Source organism: Legionella sheltonii (genome assembly GCF_026191355.1).
In the GTDB taxonomy this organism is placed as follows: domain Bacteria; phylum Pseudomonadota; class Gammaproteobacteria; order Legionellales; family Legionellaceae; genus Legionella; species Legionella sheltonii.
Map to the genome: position 1 here is coordinate 1 of NZ_JAPHOQ010000005.1, position 17,386 is coordinate 17,386.

Here is a 17,386-nt window from a genome sequence, read left to right on the forward strand (position 1 = left end):
TCATTTTGAATAATAAACTTCAGTAACAGAGCATGCTTGGACTAAGGATATGGATTTTAAGTTTGTTGTTTCTCCTGTTAATCAAATTAAAATTATAACTTTTTGCTTTTATTTTATATTTGTTGCTCATTAATTGCGCCCTCATCAGGGTTCATGTAATTGATTTTTATTAAACTTTAGTTTAAGTTAATTTTATTTAGGATAGGTTGTAGCTTATGTTAGTCCAACAAATTTTGGATTTTATCAAAACGCTTGAAAAGGAAGGCACACCGATTCCGTGTGATAAAGTGCTATCTGAATGTCTTTCAGAGCGATTTTCTAAAAAGCCAGCTGGTTCTAAATTAACCAGTGATGACCTTCATTTTCTTCTTACGTGCTATAAAAGTCGATGGGAAGCGATAGTCGATAAAGATGATGACTATACCCGTAATCCATCTGCTTCTAACCTGGCGTGGATAGCTTTAGCAAAAGAACTTGCTCCTCTAGCCAAAATTAATTATTTAAAAATATTAATCCCAACTTTAAGCAATGAAAAAGATTTGAATGATTTTTCATCGCTGAACGAAACCGTAAATCTCTTTAATTTTTATCTAGGTCACGGTGGCAAGACTTTATACCGAAAATGGAGTTTTTGTAAGCACTTAGAGAATTGGCAATTTACTTTATCAACTTATAGATCAGAAAGAAAATTAACTGCAGTTACAATAGATGAATTAGCCCGTTTAAAATTATGCAAAGTAACTGCTTGCGAAGTAAGTGTAGATGATGAACATTTCAAAAACTTTTGGGATCTCTTACGTAAAAAAGTCTTTGTTAATTTAAGCGCCCAAGGGAATATGCCTATAGCCTTACTTCCTCATATGCTCGCATTGATCGAACGCTACTACTATTTACGGGCTCATAGCTTAGATTTTTCCTTGTTTAAAAATGAAGTAAGGAGTTTATTTGCTCGTTTATACCGTTATGAATTAGCAGATGTAAATTTTTTGTATGGTACAAAAATTGCGTATAAAGAGGATGAGCAATATATGCTCGATCTATTTATTAATCTTTATACAGCTAATGATTTTATGGATCTGGATTATGAAATCCAAACGTTAAGCAAATGGTTATTTGATATTAATCCTGATTTAAAGGCCGTAAGTAAAGAGTTAGGTCCTTTTTATCAAGGATTATCCAAAGACATTAAAGATGCAGAACGACCAGTTGTTCCGTCGGATGCTTTTGTAAATTGTTGTAAGTTACTTGTTTCATTACTTACTACCCAGTTTGAACTTTCCATTTTCTTTACTCGACAAACACACAGTTTATGGGATAAAAAAAATACAGTATTTCCTGAAGCATATGGAATTTTTACTATTTTGTTGCCATTAATTGCGGCAAATAAACCTAAAGCTTTAGAGGACGCTTATGCCAAGATTATTGAGGATATAGTTATTCCTGCAAGTGAAGATAATACTTGGTATACATGGTTTACTCGTAGTAATTCAACAATTAAATGGTTGGAGCTTGTCCAGAATTGTAAGTTAAACGAACTCGGTGTTTATTGGTTTGAACCTGAAATATTGTTTAATGCCTTGAAGCTTTTTGATACAAGGAATGAGTCGGTTCAAAAGCAGATCAATTCACTATTGGATGACATAATTCAAACTTATGCCCAAAATCAAAATGATCTCATGAAGCAATTGCGAGTGAATATTTTGTTTACTGAGTTTCTAGAAGCATTAACTAAGGATCACCGCGTCTATATATTACGATTAATTTCAACATGTGATCCGAAAATAGCGAAATCAAATTTTCTCAGCAATTGTACCAAATATATCAATAGACAAGTATCTGAGCTATGCCAACGTCCAACATCTTCATCATCAGCGTTTTTCCCGCTACTTACCCAACTTGATCATAAAAAATTATTTCATTTGACTGATGGTATAAAAGATGTTGAGGCAATGATGAGCGAGTATAAAACTCAATTATCTAAGCTTAATATTGAACCTAGTTTCGGAGAGAAAATCAGTAATTACTTAATGAAAATAAGCCATCCCATTCTAAGCGCAGCACAAAAAGATAATGTCAAGGATTGTGGACGGCCCATACATGATTATTATATAGGTCAGTATACCTAGTAGAGGCTTGCTTAAATTATACTCGCATGAAATCATGGGGTTTTCTGTGCGTTTCCTGCCACCCCGAGGAATGACGAGGAGGGGTGGAGTGTGGCTCAAACGATCTGGTCTGGTTTTTTATTTAACTAAAATTAAACTTTATTTGGCGTATTGAGTGCAGAGCTTAATAAAATTTTCATATCGTCTTTCTGAAATAAAACCCTCATTCTTTGCTCGAATAATGGCACAATGAGGCGTATTTTTATGCGTACAATTGCGAAATTTGCATTGTGACAGATAGGGACAAAACTCAGGATAGCCACGAGCGATTTCTGTAGCATCAATATGCCATAAACTAAACTCCCTAACTCCCGGAGAATCGATTAAGGCACCACCGCTGGGCAAATGATAATAGCGTGAGTTGCTGGTAGTATGCCTGCCTAACTCGGATAGTTCCGAAAGGGCATTTATGGAAATATTTTGTTCATGAGGCAAAATATTGGAAATAAGTGACGATTTCCCTACTCCAGATTGTCCTACAAATACACTGATTTGATGATTTAATATATTTTTCAGCGCTTCTAAGCCATCAGGAATGCATTTACTTGTTTGCAGGATTGGATAATCAAGCCTCCCATAATCAAGAAGTAACTGTTCTTTTAGGGCTTCGCAAGGCAAATCCGTTTTATTCAATAGAATTACGGCCTGCAAGTGTAGTGTTTCTGCCATCACTAAGTAGCTATCAAGTAACGGCCAGGAGATTTCGGGTTTGGGTGCGATCACAATGATGAGTTGTGTAATGTTTGCTGCAACGGGCTTAACCGCACCTGAGCTGGTTGGTTTTGCCAAAACGCTGCTGCGAGGGTAAAGACTGACTACTACACCTTGATTCGTTCCTTCTGTTTGCCAAATTACCCGATCTCCCGCAACTAATGTTTCCAAATTGGGTCTAATCGAACACCGAACATGTTTTCCCTCATGGTCTTCGAGTTCAACATGTCTGCTAAATCGAGTAATCACTAGGCCATCAGCTAAATCCTCATGATTTTTTTTATTTTCATGATAATTTCGTTGGATTTTTTCAATGCGTGCAGTTTGTTGCTTACTAATACGTCTTTTACTCATAGTTCGGATCTATAATATAATCATTAAATATTCTTAGCTCGGTGAGGCAAATCAGAGCTAAATAATCATACAGTATGAAGGTAAATTAAAATTAATGAAAGTCTACTTGGTTGGTGGTGCTGTTCGTGATCAATTATTGGGTCTCCCAGTAAATGAACGGGACTGGGTTGTAGTTGGTTCGAGTCCCGATGATTTATTAAAAAAAGGATTCAAACAGGTTGGGCGTGATTTTCCTGTTTTTTTGCATCCAGAGACCAGTGAAGAATATGCTTTAGCACGAACTGAAAGAAAATCTGCTCCAGGTTATTATGGTTTTTCCTGCAATTTTAGTAAAACAGTAACTTTGGAAGATGATTTAGCACGCCGCGATTTAACAATTAATGCTATGGCGATGGATGAGCAGGGGTGCCTTGTTGATCCTTATCAGGGGAGAAAGGATTTAGAGGCTAAGTTACTTCGCCATGTATCTCCTGCTTTTGTAGAGGATCCAGTACGCGTGTTGCGTGTTGCTCGTTTTGCGGCGCGTTTTCATCATTTAGGCTTTAAATTGGCGGATGAAACCCGTTCATTAATATATACGATGGTTCAAAGAGGCGAATTGACTCATTTGGTTGCTGAAAGAGTCTGGCAAGAATGGCAGAAAAGCTTGACGGAAAAAAATCCAGAGCAATTTATCGGTACTTTGCGTTCCTGTGATGCATTACGCGTGGTTTTACCTGAAATTGATGCATTATTTGGTATTCCCAACCCTTATCGGTATCATCATGAAGTAGATAGTGGTATTCATACTTTGCTGGTCTTACATGCAGCAGCAAGTTTATCTCCAGATCCCGTAGTCCGTTTTGCCGCCTTGGTGCATGATTTAGGTAAGGCTTTGTCACCGATGCACAATTGGCCAAGTCATCATGGCCATGAGGAGCGTGGAGTGGCTATTATTGAGAGTTTATGTTCTCGACTACGTATCCCCAATGAGTATCGTGCCCTTGCAAGGATGACCTCGCGATTTCATTTGAATATACATCGCTTATTTGAGTTAAAAGCAAGTACTATTGTGAAGCTTTTAGAGCAAAGTGATGCATTTCGCCGCCCTAATCTCTTCTATAATATGTTAATTGCTTGTCAATCCGATGCAGAGGGCTGTGGCCGAAATATTGATTACCGACAAGGTAAATTATGGAGTTATTTGCTTACGGAATGTGCTAAAGTGAATAGCCAAGCCCTTATCACTGAAGGTTATAAGGGTGAAGCAATTAAACATGCGTTACATCAAAGACGAGTGGCATGTGTTGAACTGATATTAAACTCCTGGATGATAAATGAAAAATAATCAAAATTTAATTTGGATAGATTTGGAAATGACAGGGCTTGAACCTGAAAAAGACAGGATAATCGAGCTTGCTACAGTTGTGACTGATCCTCATTTAAATGTAATTGCTGAGGGGCCCGTTTTTGCTATTTCCCAGCCTAAAACTTTACTCGATGGTATGGATTCTTGGAATACCAGACAACATGGGCAATCCGGCTTAGTCAAGCGCGTTTTGGAAAGCCAAATTAGTGAGAAGCAAGCAGAACAATTAACTATCGATTTCTTAAAACAGTATTTGGATAAAGGAAAATCACCAATGTGTGGTAATAGCGTTTGCCAGGATAGGAGATTTTTATACAAATACATGCCAGAACTTGCAGCGTTTTTTCATTACCGAAATTTGGATGTGAGCACGCTGAAAGAATTAGCGATCCGTTGGCGGCCTGAGTTGTTGAATGGAGTAGTTAAAGAATCCAAACACCTTGCATTGGATGATATTAAAGATTCGATTGCAGAATTGGTATATTATCGTCACCATTTTATAAATTTACCGGATGTACCCAAATGATAGAAAGAGAGCGATTGGAATTACCTAACGCTGCAGACAAGTTATTACTGCATTCATGTTGTGCCCCTTGTTCTGGTGAGGTTATGGAGGCGCTTATTAGTTCAGAGATAAATTTTACAATCTTTTTTTATAATCCGAACATTCATCCTGTTCAAGAGTATGAAATCAGAAAAAACGAAAACATTAATTTTGCACAAAAACACAATATCACATTCATCGATGCAGATTATGATAAAGACAACTGGTTTGCTCGAGCCAAAGGTTTGGAATGGGAACCAGAGCGTGGTAAACGTTGCACCATGTGTTTTGATATGCGTTTTGAACGAACCGCTTTATATGCTCATGAGCATGGTTTTCCAGTAATCAGCAGTTCCTTGGGAATTTCCCGTTGGAAAGATATGAATCAAATTAATGATTGTGGCATTCGTGCTGCAAGTAAATATCCCAACTTAGAATACTGGACTTATAATTGGCGTAAAAATGGTGGTTCGGAGCGTATGTATGAAATTGCAAAACGCGAGGAATTTTATAAGCAAGAATATTGTGGATGTGTGTATTCTTTACGTGATACCAATGCTTGGCGCAAACAAAAAGAACGTGATCGAATTAAAATCGGTATAAACTATTATACTGAAGAACCAAAAGACGAAGGAGCCTTATGAGTACTCACTCACATGGTGATTCACATCACCATCACGGGCACAATGCTGCGGTCACTTATGGTAGAGCATTTATCATTTCTATAATCGCTAATGGTCTTTTTGTGATTTTACAGATAGTTTTTGCTTATTTATCTAATTCGACCAGTTTATTGGCTGATGCGTTTCACAATTTAGGTGATGTTTTGGGTTTAGTTTTAGCATGGATTGCTACGGTACTGATGAAGCGTGCACCTACGATGAAGGCTACCTATGGTTTAAAAAAAATATCCATTCTCTCTGCGTTAGCAAATGGAATTTTATTAGTCTTTACATGCGGAATTATTGCTACAGATGCAGTATACAAATTATTTTCGCCCTCAGAGGTTCATGCATTTTCTGTAATGATCGTTGCAGGAGTGGGAATAATAATTAATTTTGCTACGGCACTACTGTTTGCTCGTGGTTCTGAAGACTTGAATATTCGAGCTGCCTATTTACATCTATTTTATGATGCTTTGGTTTCTGTTGGCGTCGTTCTATCTGCTGCATTATTGTATTGGACTGGTTGGTTTTGGATAGATCCAATAGTTGGTTTATGCATTGCATTAATTATATTAAAAGGAACTTGGTCCTTATTTGCTGGAAGTTTCAGACTTATTATCGATGGAGTTCCAGAAAATATTTCCTGGACTGCTGTTAGTGATTTTTTATTGGGTAAGCCAGGAGTAAAAGGATTCCATGACTTACATATTTGGGCTCTCAGCACCCAAGAAAATGCCATGTCAGTTCACTTATATATGCCTGATGCAGAACTTTCTGATGCATTAAGGTCCGAATGGGTTGAGCAATTACGCCATGACTTTAACATTCAACATGTCACCATTCAGGTAGAGAAGACTAAAATAAATTGTAATGATGCATGTCATCATCCAAAATTTTTATAGATAAATTTACTTTATCCTGAGGAGTTACAACGAAGGATCTTCTGCTTTGTGCATTTTATTTCTCATGCTGGAGATCCTCTCGCTGTTCGAGGTGACGTTATCTGATCGAATTAATTGTTCTCGGTGTAGACCTCTTTTGTAATTAACTCTAAACCCTGTTTATAGCTTTTACACGCAAGTGCTTCTTCACCCAGTTTTTCATGCAACTGCCCCTGAATTTCGTAGGCTAGAGCAGTAGGTTCAATCTCATTGGCTTTTTCAAGATAATATTTAGCCTTTCCCCATAATTTACGTTTCATGCAAATTTGCCCTAAACATAAATAGAGTGCTGCTGAATGAGCATGTTTTTTCAGTAATCCTTCGGCAAAAGAGAGTTGTTTTTCATCTGTGGGTAATAAACTATAAAGCCTAATCAATTGGGGGCTAAGGTCTTTACGCAGTGCACGCCGCAATAAATCATTGGCGGTAGTATAGTCTGCCCTCTTTAATAAGAAACGAATGTATTCGGCGATGATATTGGGTTCATCACTTAAAGTTTTAGGTAGTGAATGAAAAAAAGTATGTACGGCTTCTGCTTGATTTTGCTTTACTAGATCAATCATTCTTTGTAAATAAGCATTATATTGCAATAACGCAAACTCTTGGGGATTAACAACCTGATATTTTTTTAAGTCAGGTAGAATGGTAATCAGTTGTGGCCAGTCTTTTACTTCTTGATAAAGTTGCATGATAAGTTTTAAAACATATGGATGACGTGGTGCTATATCATGTAAATGTTTTAAGGTTGCCAGAGCCTGTTCCCATTGATGATTTGCAAGTTGTAATTCTGCTTGCGTCAATTCCACCGCAATTTTGGCTTCAGGCATTGATTGCTGCGCTTCACGCAAATAATCATCCCGTAATTGGTTGTCTCCCATTTTTTGGGCTGCTCGAGCAGCAGTCAAATAATTAAGTAAGGGTGTATCTGTGTTGGGTAAGGCTTGAATTAAATGATTTTTTGCTTTGAGCCAATAGCCTTCGCTGTATTCAATGAATCCTTTACGAGTAATTGCTTGTGCTTTTTGAGACAGTCGCTTGGAGTGCCATCGAGTTAATGTACTTGGAGTACGGGAAATTTGCTGGAATAAACGCAGAATAAGATACAAGATTACGAACAAAATAATCAGGCCAAAAACAGCGACCCAAACTGTTGTTTCGATAGTCCAGTGGTTGATTGCAATGAGAACGTAACCGGGATCTTTATTCAGTTGAATTCCTAATGCTACAGCACCCAGTAAAATCAAAAAAGCAAAGAGAAGACGAAGCATTATTAATTTCCTCCTGCGCTATTTTCCTCGGTTGAGGATTGATTTACAGGTGTCCTCTTTGCATCAATCAATTCATTGAGCATAGGGAGAGCGGAGCCTAGTTCAGGTCTTTTTGGAGTTATATTCACCTGCTGTAAATCAGTGAGCTCTTTGATTAAAGCAGCTGTATTTGGTGTCTCTTTATTAAAATTCATTCTCAGATTATTAATCGCCTGTTTTAGAACCAATTGATAGACAAAGGCATTGTGATGTAGAACTGCCCATTGTGCCTCTTGGAGATTTAGACGGAGCTTTTCTTTGAATATGGCCTCAAATAAGGGAGACATCAGTGGTTTTATCTCCTGATCATGTCGACGAATTACAACAAGCTTTTCCAGCACGGTCATACTGCTTTGTAAACGGGATCGCCAAGAAGAATTATTGGGTGCAGGCGTTGCATTTTCGGTAGCAGGCTTCTCACTTACAGGTAGTGGAATGCTCAAATCATTAATGCTGTTTTGAGCCGCATCCAATTGACTTAGTAAACCGGCAACATCTACAGAGGGTAAGGCTTGCATTTGTGCTATATCTTTGGCTATTGCCTGCCTTATATTAAAAATCTTAGGATTGTTTAATTGTTTTAAGAGCTGATCGGCTTGTTCCAATAAAGCAATTGTTGCATCAACACCATTACTCCAATGTGCATTGATTTGAGCTAATTCAAGATAGTAACGTGCTTTGAGAAGAATCCAATCCTGGTTTTGATAAAACCTTTGGCTCATTGCAGTTTGCAATTGTTTGCTTAAGTTCTCAAATTTAGTTTGTAATTGAGTCTGTATTTCTTCGGCATTATTTGTTTTAGTATTGATTTGCTCTAGAGTTTGCTCTTGTTTTTGTTCGAGTTGCTGTAACTGGGTGGCGAAACTGTTTTGTGCTGTGTTTAATTGATCGTGCAATTGCTTATTCAGAGAAAAGGTATAGGCAGCAATCCCTAAGGCGCCTAAGGCAACAAAAAGCGCGAATACGGTGAATAGATAGTTATTTTTAGAAACAGAGGAATTACTTTTTGATTTTGCTTTCTCAACTTGCGTCGTATTAGGTGCTTTTTTTGTTTTTTGTATTTGTTCTTCGTTGCCGTTTGCCATAAATTAATCCTTGTTTACGTAGTCAAACAATGTATCCATCACCCGGCTAGGGTGGCATATCCTAATATCTGTTATACCCGATGCAGAGGCAACTTGAGCCAGCCGCTCACTAATCATCAGCCATTTTTTATTACGTAGCCAATCATGGGCCTCTTTATCAAATAGTTTAAAAAGGTTATGCAGGGACTGTTCACTTGTTAACAGTATAATGTCCACTAAATCTTCGCGCCATATCGATTGCACAAATTGAGTGCTCATTTGAGGAATAACTCTTTTATACACCTCGAGAACAAGCAAGTTACTTCCTCTCTGTATTAACTGCTCCTCAATAAGTGGCCTGCCTCCTTCTCCCTTAAATAGTAGCACGTTTTGCTTTTCTGGTTGTTGTAACGCTTTTAATGCCAATAAATGCTCACTGTCAGGCACCTCGGGAATTGCACTCACCTGGATGTTGAATTCGTGAAGTGCTGCCGCACTTCCTTGGCCAATTGCAATGACTTGAACGGAAGATGGCCATTCGATCTGGTGTTGGCTTAATTGAGTAAAACAATAATCAACCGCATTAGCACTAATAAAAATGGCTTGGTCTATCGTTTTCAAATTGGGTAGTAAACTGAGCCAATGAGTGTTGGTCCCCTTAATTTCTATCGCGGGAAGTTCAATTACTATTCCTCCTGCGTCACGGATACTTTCGCTTAACTGACTCGCTTGGCCACGTGGGCGAGTATTTAAAATACGTAAGCCAGATAGTGAATTTTTCATTTTGGAACTGATGCAAGAAGATTTGTTGCACCTTGTGCCAGCAAAGATTGGGCGCAATGTTCGGCTAAGTTTGTTGCCTCCTCTAATGGACCAGTTTGCATGCTCTGTATGATTTGTGAACCATCAAGAGTTAAAATTTTTGCTTTTAAGGCAAGTTGATTATTCACCATGGGTGAGCAAAAAACTGCTAAAGGTACATGGCAATTACCACCTAAGAGTGCATTGACCTTACGCTCAGCATGCACGCAAATAGACGATATGGGGTCGTTGAGTTCGACAAGGAGTGCCCGAGTTTCTGCATCATCGCTTCTGCATTCGATTGCTAGAGCCCCTTGCCCACAAGCAGGAAGCATGATCTGAGCAGATAATTGCTCTGTTATGACCTCGGTGAAGCCCATACGCTCAAGACCTGCAGCAGCTAAGATAATTGCCTGATATTCTCCTGACTTGAGTTTTTCAAGTCGGGTATTGATATTTCCTCGTAAGGATTTAACCTTCAAATCGGGCCGGTACGCTAATAATTGCGATTGTCGTCTAAGGCTTGAGGTTCCAACAATAGATTGAGCTGGCAGAGAGTGCAGATCCTTATGTTGGTAGCTGACAAAGACATCGAATGGGTTATCTCTTTTACAAATCGCAACGAGCTCAAGGCCCTCAGGGAATTCTGCAGGCATATCTTTTGAGGAATGAACAGCAAAATCAGCTCTCTTATCTAACAAAGCTTCTTCTAACTCTTTTACAAATAAACCTTTCCCGCCAATAACCTGAAGTTTATCCTTAAGAAACTTATCCCCAGATGTGCTCATAGGTAATAATTCTATTTGCAGATTTGGCCTTTTGTTTAACAGTAAATCTCGAACATGATTGGCTTGCCATAAGGCTAATGGGCTCTGACGTGTTGCGATACGTAATGTTCTTGAACTCATAGGATACTGCATTTAAAAAAAGATGCAGTATCATACTATGTTCACTATATGGATGCACGCACAGAAAGAGCAATAAAAATATAAGTCCAACCATTAACAATCATATCAATTGCAATGAACATTCCTATAACCCATAAACCACTAACTGGCCATTGCATGATGATTAGGATGCCGAGGATAATGGCGAGGATTCCGGCAAATAAGAGCCAACCCCAGCCCTGAGCTTCTTTTAAAGATAAGGCCAAAATGATTCGTGTGATACCAATAACAATTAGAACGCCTGCTAAGAGTGCAGTAATTAAAGTGGATGCTAAAAAGGGATCATAAATGACAACACCAGCACCAATCAGGTATAAAACTGCAATTATTGCTTGCCAGAATATTCCTTTCCAGTCTCGGTGTTTGAAAATATCAATAAAATGAGAGATTGCAGAGATAATTAATAATGCTGCAAAAAAATACATACTGACCAGAGTTAGGCCAATGACCATGCTCAAGCCTATGCAGCCCAGAGCAACAAGTAGTATTCCCAATCCTAAAAGCCAACCCCAATTGCGTCTTATCGCATTTGGGGTGTAAATTTCGTGTGTGTTTGCCATATCATTTCCTTATTGTGGTACATCCATAATGAATAACAACTACTGAAATATAACCTAATTTTCAAAGAGTTGTCGAATAGGGTGGTCGTGTTTTATTGAATTTGATGTCGGTTGGAACCTTGGCCCAACATGTACTTAAAGACGAATGTAGTACGAAATTTTTTGTTGGGCCAAGGCCTTTCCTACAGACTATAAGAGAAAATTATTTGTAACTATCATAAAGCGCATAAGGTTTTTGTTTATAATAAGCCCAATAACGGTCTCCATAAGACCAATGCCAATATTCATTACCATAATTAACAAAACCAACGGCCTCTAATGCCTGGCTCATGATTTTCCGATTTTGCTTTGCTTCCTCAGTAATAATTTCTGACGCAGTTAGTGAAAGAGAGCCATCCAAATCGTCCATCCAATCTTTTGGGTGAATTCCCATTTCAATGGCCTCTCCTTGCTCATTGATTAGGTAAACGTCTATCGCGGCGCCTGTTGAATGAGGCGGGATATTGGGTGAGCCGTCCTGGTTGATTACTGGGGAAACCAATCGCGTTGTTTCCGTAAAAATCTGTTCGGCAGACCATTCCGGGTGTTTCTTTTTGACTTTCTCATGACGTGTATCAAAAAGCGATTTTTGTAGGGTGAGACTCCGATAACTTTCATACAAACAAAAACGTAATCCAGTAGGTAACAAGGATTGGGCGTTTTTTAATTTTTCATAAATTGTTTTTCGCATTTTGGTGTAATCAGTATTATTCGGTATTTCTGGAGAAGGGCCATAGCTAATTCCCGGATGATTTATTAAATCGATCATTGGCTCTTGATTATCAATTACCGGGATGGCGATAATTTTAGGATCGGCAATGAGTAAAATAGGTTCCAGCGCAGTAGAATCTGACATATCTAATCCTTATAACTTATTTTGCCATGAATGAAATGCATTTACTTAAAGCACCAATTATAGATTGAAGCGTGTTTCAAGAAAATAAAATGATTTTCCCCATATTTGGTTTTAATCGTGCTGGAAAAAAAATTCACTTCTGGGTATTATCCTAAATTATTATCATGGGGTGTACGGGCATGAGGTTGCAGTTTTCAATGTTATTGTTTTGTTTTTCATTTGCGGTATATGCCTGTGATGAAGTGCGACAACGAGAAATGCAATTAAGAATTCAACCTGTAGGGGAAGTCTCTGTACAAGGTCAAGCTCAGGCAGATAATAAAGCAGTGAGCGAAGTTGCAGCAAAAAAAGAGCCTGGCGAAGAAACCTACCAAAAGTATTGTATTGTTTGTCATCGAGATGGTCTTGCGGGAGCACCAAAATTCAGGAATGAACAGGATTGGAAACCGCGTTTAGCCGGGAGAGAATTAAATGATTTATTGGCTTCTTCAATAAAAGGGTTGAATGCTATGCCTGCAAAAGGAACGTGTATTAAATGCAGTGATGATGATCTTCGAGCCGCCATATCTTATATGTTGCCAAAATCATGAGAAAAATTACTTTTAAAAAAATTCAAACCTTCAATGCAGCTCTGACTGTGTTTGTATTATTTGCTTCTTTTTATTTTCAATATATTGTTGGCCTTGTTCCTTGTCCTTTATGCATCATGCAACGGCTTTGTGTCTTATTATTATTAGCGGTTATGGGATTTAGTTTTCGAACCTTAAAAAGGGCCCGTATTATTAGTTTCTTACAAATAATCATTGCATGTGCCGGCTTATATTTTTCTTTACGACAATTATGGCTACAGTCCTTACCTGCAGGCCAAGCCCCCGCTTGTATGCCCAGTTTGGATATTTTAATGCGCTATTTACCATGGCAAACGGTACTAAAAGCTTTATTTTTAGGAACTGGGGATTGTGCCGAGGTCACTTGGCGTCTGCTTGGAGTCTCGATGCCAGGATGGTGTGCGATGTACTTTTTATACATGGCCCTAATGGGATGTTTCTTATTTTGGCAGACCAGTTCACGCAGGCTTCGACAAGAACATTTTTAGTTGGTTGCACTTTGTAGCCTGGTTGCGCAGCGGAATCATTCCCAGTGTTGCGAGGGTTGTCCATGGTGCTGCACAGTGGTAAGAGCCTTCGCTTCACTCGGGATGATGGCAAAAAATCTCGGTTTACCTTAAGCCTATAATTAAATCGTTTCTGAAGTGTTGAACTGCTGATTTTGGCTAACAACTTCGGAAGCCTTTTCCTGTGCTCGTTCTGATAAATAGGGTTTGAGTTGATTTCTTTCCGGATAGGCAAAGCGAAGCATTTGATTTTTAAAATGAGTAATCCGAGCGACTGATTCTGATGATTGGGAGTACGTGATTTTTTGTAATAATTCAAGTAATACAGGGCGTGGTTGGTGGCAGACGATCAGCATATCACAACCTGCTTTAAGTGCTTCTTCTGCTCGAGTCATTAAATTCCCTATATCGGCACCAGTCATACTCAAGCAATCACTTAAAATTAAGCCTTCAAACTGGAGTTCATTGCGTAATATCTCCTGCAACCAAATTGTTGAAAAACCAGCGGGTTTGTTGGCATCAATTGTCTTGTAAGTTACATGCGCAGGCATGACCGCGTTGAGTAGCCTCTTATTAAAAAGCTCAATAAAAGGTTTTAAATCCTTTGCTTTCAGCTCCTCCATTGTGGCATGTGAAACCGGCATGGAAACATGTGAATCCGCATTGACCGAGCCATGGCCTGGAAAATGTTTGGCGACGGCAGGCATGCCGGCTGCACTCATGCCTTCGATAAAAGCGCTTGCTAAAGCAATAATTACATCAGGATCATGATGGAAGGCGCGATCCAAGCGAGCAATAACATGGCTTTGGTCATGTAAATCAAGCACTGGTGCGAGGCTTAAATCAATACCACAATTTATCAAGTCTTTGGCCATAAGTTCGCCATATTGTCTTGCAAGTTTGATCCCGACCTCGGGATTTAGATCATATACATCACCATAAAGGCGGGATGCAGGCAAGGAGCGAAATCCATGTCGTGAAAAACGTTGCACAAAACCACCTTCATGATCGGTTGCGACAAAAATATTGGGATTGATGTCACGGATTTCACGAATTAAACGTTCTAATTGCTGAGGATTTATAAAGTTACGCGTGAAAAGGATTATGGCTCCTACATTAGGATGTTTTACGATTTCCCGTTCAATATCTGAAAGTTCAATACCTTCTAAGTCAATCATGAATAAATTAGAATTTGAACTGGACATATATTATCCTTTTTAGAATTGAGATGAATAGGACCATACTTCCATTGGTTTTGCGCATAATATCATAGATTGACTCATGATTAACATGACTAATGCTGGTAATCCACGTTTGACTTAGCTATTATCGCCATTTTTGAACTATTTTTAGTAAATGAATACTTTTTCTTGCACGGTGTTACACAAACACGCCGCAACCCAGGCACGAGTGACACGTGTTACTACCGCCCATGGTGAATTTATTACCCCGGTTTTTATGCCAGTTGGTACTCGCGCTGGTGTAAATAATATGACTCCTACAGAGTTGCGAGACGCACACAGCCAAATTATCTTAGGTGGGAATACGTACCATATGTTGTGTGCCCCAGGGATGGAAGTTATTGAAAAAGCAGGAGGGATGCATCCTTTTATGGGATGGCACGGTCCAATGTTAACCGATAGCGGGGGGTTTCAGGTTTTTAGTCTTTCAAAGAACAAAGAAATTTGTACTATTGATGAGCAAGGAGCTCACTTTACATTACCTGGTAGCCAGCGATTGATCCATATGACCCCTGAAATGTCACTGGAAACGCAAAAGATTATTGGTGCGGATATTATCATGGCTTTTGATCAGTGTACGCCAGATAGTTGTACTAAAGATGAAGTGCAGCACATTATGAATCGCACCCATCGTTGGTTAAAGCAATCCATACAATATCACCAACAACATCCCAACTCACGATATGGTTACCAACAAGCACTATTTGGAATTATTCAAGGTGGAACTTTTAAAGATTTACGCCGTGAAAGTGCGGATTTTATCGCTTCAATGAATACCGAGGGTATTGCAATTGGTGGAGAGACAATCGGTTTTGATATGAAAACCACCGTTGAAGTCATTCGTTGGGTGCGCGAGTATTTACCGGAAATCAAACCACGCTATACCATGGGTGTTGGCATGTCGCCACAGGATCTTTTGGATGTAGTTGCCGAAGGAATCGATATGTTTGATTGTGTCGCTCCAACACGAAACGCACGTCATGGTTCTTTATATTGTGGTGAATTAATCCGAGAAGGCAATTGGTTACGTTTTTCCAGTGAATATGAGAATGAGCGAATTCAAATCAAGAAATCATGTTTTGCTGAAGATATGTCGCCAATTATGGCACAGTGTTCTTGTTATACGTGCCAAAATTATTCACGTTCTTACTTACATCAGTTAGCAAAACAAAAAACAAATTTATTTACTGCTTTGGCAAGTATTCATAATGTTCATGTAATGCACGATGTTTGTGATAAAATGCGCGAGTTGATAATTAACGAAAGTTCGAACTAAAAGGCATCTTATGCCTGTTTACGTCATTAACGAAGACATGATCCAGTAAAAAGCAAGGCTTTTTATATGGGGTTCATCAATTAATCTAAAAAATAACAGGAGATAAAATGGTTGTAATTAGCACATCTAAAGGTGATATCCATATACAATTAGATACAGAAAATACTCCAGCTACAGCAGAAAATTTTCTTAATTATGTGCGCAGTGGTTTTTATAATAATACAATTTTCCATCGTGTTATTGCAGGTTTTATGATTCAAGGTGGTGGACTGGACTCCGATATGAAGCAAAAAGCTACGAATGAGCCTGTTAAGAATGAAGCAAAAAATGCGAAGCCAAATAAACGTGGCTCGATTGCAATGGCACGCACTATGGATCCTCATTCTGCAACAGCGCAATTTTTCATTAATGTTGCTGATAATGCATTCTTAAACTACAGCGGTGATCATATGCAAGGATATGGATATTGTGTATTTGGTGAGGTCGTTGAAGGCATGGATATTGTGGATGCTATTGCCAAAGTAAAGACAGGACAACGAATGGGCCATGCAGATGTGCCAGTTGAGGAAGTGAGCATTCTCGAAGTAAAAGAAGTTTGATAAGTAGCCTTAGTGAAACGCAGAAATTTCCCTTCTCCCCATAGGGGGGAAGGTGTTTGTTAGAGCAGATGTGAGGGGATTAATGGCAGTTGCCTTCACTACATTCTAGACTACAGTTCCCTATCCCTATGATTTCCGTCTACGCTTTTTAATACTCTCTGAATAGTCAAATATGGGTATTTCAATGTGAAAGAAAATAGCCAGTAGACGTGCGGTGAAAATACTGATTAATGTGATGATGATGTTGATGTTTTCTGGGATATGAAAATAATCGAGAACAATAAATAGCAATGCCCCAGCAAGAGCAATCACTGCATAGAGTTCCTTTCTTAACACCAGAGGGATATCATTACATAAAATATCCCGCAACATGCCGCCGCAAATGCCTGTGAGCATACCACTAATAATGGCGATGCTTGGGGATAAACCATGATTCAATGCTTTTTGGGTGCCAATAATCACGAAAGTCGATAATCCCAGTGCGTCAAGGATTAAAAATATTTTCATAATGCGGATCAATGAATGGGCAATAAATATGGTCAGGAATGCACATAATGAGGTATACAGCAGATATTCAGGATGTGTTACCCAGGTCAGAGGATAAGTATTGAATAGTGCATCTCTTACTGTTCCACCGCCTAACGCAGTAATACTGGCAATGAGCATGACGCCAAAAAAATCCATTTTCTTGCGACCGGCTGCCAATGCACCGGTGATTGCTTCAACACAAATGCCTATGATGAAAAGATAATGGAGTAACATATAAAGCTCAGAGTGTTTTTTTAAATCGCAATTATACCACTATTGAGGCAAGCGGAGAACTATGGCAGCGCGAACAAAGAGGGATAATTCCC

The 17,386-nt window shown here is 38.8% G+C and carries 18 protein-coding genes; 9 read left to right on the plus strand and 9 right to left on the minus strand.

Annotated features, from left to right (window positions below):
* Positions 1 to 215: 215 nt before the first annotated feature.
* Positions 216 to 2,126, plus strand: coding sequence for a hypothetical protein (locus tag OQJ26_RS06435; RefSeq protein ID WP_265703067.1), 1,911 nt, complete (start codon positions 216 to 218; stop codon positions 2,124 to 2,126).
* A 138-nt stretch (positions 2,127 to 2,264) separates the two neighbouring features.
* On the opposite strand, the gene rsgA is transcribed toward OQJ26_RS06435, so the two are convergent.
* Positions 2,265 to 3,230 (minus strand): small ribosomal subunit biogenesis GTPase RsgA, encoded by a 966-nt coding sequence (gene rsgA, locus OQJ26_RS06440; RefSeq protein WP_265703068.1) that lies wholly within the window; start codon positions 3,228 to 3,230, stop codon positions 2,265 to 2,267.
* 94 nt (positions 3,231 to 3,324) lie between these two features.
* Here rsgA and OQJ26_RS06445 point away from each other — a divergent pair, with 94 nt between their 5' ends.
* The 4 genes from OQJ26_RS06445 to OQJ26_RS06460 are packed head-to-tail and all read left to right on the plus strand — an operon-like array spanning position 3,325 to position 6,689.
* Positions 3,325 to 4,557, plus strand: coding sequence for a multifunctional CCA addition/repair protein (locus OQJ26_RS06445; RefSeq protein ID WP_265703069.1), 1,233 nt, complete (start codon positions 3,325 to 3,327; stop codon positions 4,555 to 4,557).
* Entirely contained in the window at positions 4,547 to 5,104 is a 558-nt protein-coding gene (gene orn, locus OQJ26_RS06450; protein WP_265703070.1) for an oligoribonuclease, read from the plus strand. The genes OQJ26_RS06445 and orn overlap by 11 nt, the downstream gene beginning before the upstream one ends.
* Positions 5,101 to 5,766, plus strand: a complete 666-nt coding sequence (locus tag OQJ26_RS06455) for an epoxyqueuosine reductase QueH (protein ID WP_028380689.1) — start codon at positions 5,101 to 5,103, stop codon at positions 5,764 to 5,766. The genes orn and OQJ26_RS06455 overlap by 4 nt, the downstream gene beginning before the upstream one ends.
* Complete coding sequence (locus OQJ26_RS06460) at positions 5,763 to 6,689, plus strand: cation diffusion facilitator family transporter (protein WP_265703071.1); 927 nt, start codon at positions 5,763 to 5,765, stop codon at positions 6,687 to 6,689. Before OQJ26_RS06455 ends, OQJ26_RS06460 begins: the two co-directional genes overlap by 4 nt.
* A gap of 110 nt (positions 6,690 to 6,799) precedes the next feature.
* Here OQJ26_RS06460 and OQJ26_RS06465 read toward each other — a convergent pair whose 3' ends face one another.
* From OQJ26_RS06465 to OQJ26_RS06490, 6 genes are all read right to left on the minus strand, one after another.
* Positions 6,800 to 7,996, minus strand: coding sequence for a heme biosynthesis HemY N-terminal domain-containing protein (locus OQJ26_RS06465; RefSeq protein WP_265703072.1), 1,197 nt, complete (start codon positions 7,994 to 7,996; stop codon positions 6,800 to 6,802).
* Positions 7,997 to 7,998: 2 nt separating this feature from the next.
* Positions 7,999 to 9,120, minus strand: coding sequence for a uroporphyrinogen-III C-methyltransferase (locus OQJ26_RS06470; RefSeq protein WP_265703073.1), 1,122 nt, complete (start codon positions 9,118 to 9,120; stop codon positions 7,999 to 8,001).
* A 3-nt stretch (positions 9,121 to 9,123) separates the two neighbouring features.
* The gene (locus tag OQJ26_RS06475) at positions 9,124 to 9,882 is read right to left on the minus strand and encodes a uroporphyrinogen-III synthase (protein ID WP_265703074.1); all 759 of its coding nucleotides are present in this window, start codon (positions 9,880 to 9,882) and stop codon (positions 9,124 to 9,126) included.
* Entirely contained in the window at positions 9,879 to 10,808 is a 930-nt protein-coding gene (gene hemC / locus OQJ26_RS06480) for a hydroxymethylbilane synthase (protein WP_265703075.1), read from the minus strand. The genes OQJ26_RS06475 and hemC overlap by 4 nt, the downstream gene beginning before the upstream one ends.
* Before the next feature lie 44 nt (positions 10,809 to 10,852).
* Positions 10,853 to 11,407: an HdeD family acid-resistance protein gene (locus OQJ26_RS06485; protein ID WP_265703076.1), complete on the minus strand. Its 555-nt coding sequence runs from the start codon at positions 11,405 to 11,407 to the stop codon at positions 10,853 to 10,855.
* 202 nt (positions 11,408 to 11,609) lie between these two features.
* The gene (locus OQJ26_RS06490; RefSeq protein WP_265703077.1) at positions 11,610 to 12,302 is read right to left on the minus strand and encodes a M15 family metallopeptidase; all 693 of its coding nucleotides are present in this window, start codon (positions 12,300 to 12,302) and stop codon (positions 11,610 to 11,612) included.
* Between the two features lie 179 nt (positions 12,303 to 12,481).
* Between OQJ26_RS06490 and OQJ26_RS06495 the strand changes: the two genes are divergently transcribed.
* Both OQJ26_RS06495 and OQJ26_RS06500 read left to right on the plus strand, forming a co-directional pair.
* Entirely contained in the window at positions 12,482 to 12,892 is a 411-nt protein-coding gene (locus tag OQJ26_RS06495) for a c-type cytochrome (RefSeq protein ID WP_265703078.1), read from the plus strand.
* A complete protein-coding gene (locus OQJ26_RS06500) occupies positions 12,889 to 13,398 on the plus strand; it encodes a disulfide bond formation protein B (protein WP_265703079.1) in 510 nt (169 codons plus the stop codon). Before OQJ26_RS06495 ends, OQJ26_RS06500 begins: the two co-directional genes overlap by 4 nt.
* A gap of 140 nt (positions 13,399 to 13,538) precedes the next feature.
* On the opposite strand, the gene nagZ is transcribed toward OQJ26_RS06500, so the two are convergent.
* Complete coding sequence (gene nagZ / locus OQJ26_RS06505; RefSeq protein ID WP_265703080.1) at positions 13,539 to 14,621, minus strand: beta-N-acetylhexosaminidase; 1,083 nt, start codon at positions 14,619 to 14,621, stop codon at positions 13,539 to 13,541.
* A 151-nt stretch (positions 14,622 to 14,772) separates the two neighbouring features.
* Here nagZ and tgt point away from each other — a divergent pair, with 151 nt between their 5' ends.
* The gene (gene tgt / locus OQJ26_RS06510; protein ID WP_265703081.1) at positions 14,773 to 15,933 is read left to right on the plus strand and encodes a tRNA guanosine(34) transglycosylase Tgt; all 1,161 of its coding nucleotides are present in this window, start codon (positions 14,773 to 14,775) and stop codon (positions 15,931 to 15,933) included.
* A 107-nt stretch (positions 15,934 to 16,040) separates the two neighbouring features.
* The gene (locus OQJ26_RS06515; RefSeq protein ID WP_265703082.1) at positions 16,041 to 16,532 is read left to right on the plus strand and encodes a peptidylprolyl isomerase; all 492 of its coding nucleotides are present in this window, start codon (positions 16,041 to 16,043) and stop codon (positions 16,530 to 16,532) included.
* 126 nt (positions 16,533 to 16,658) lie between these two features.
* On the opposite strand, the gene OQJ26_RS06520 is transcribed toward OQJ26_RS06515, so the two are convergent.
* Positions 16,659 to 17,294 carry a trimeric intracellular cation channel family protein gene (locus OQJ26_RS06520; RefSeq protein ID WP_265703083.1) on the minus strand — a complete coding sequence of 212 codons (636 nt, stop codon included), beginning with the start codon at positions 17,292 to 17,294 and terminating at the stop codon, positions 16,659 to 16,661.
* Positions 17,295 to 17,386 lie beyond the last annotated feature (92 nt).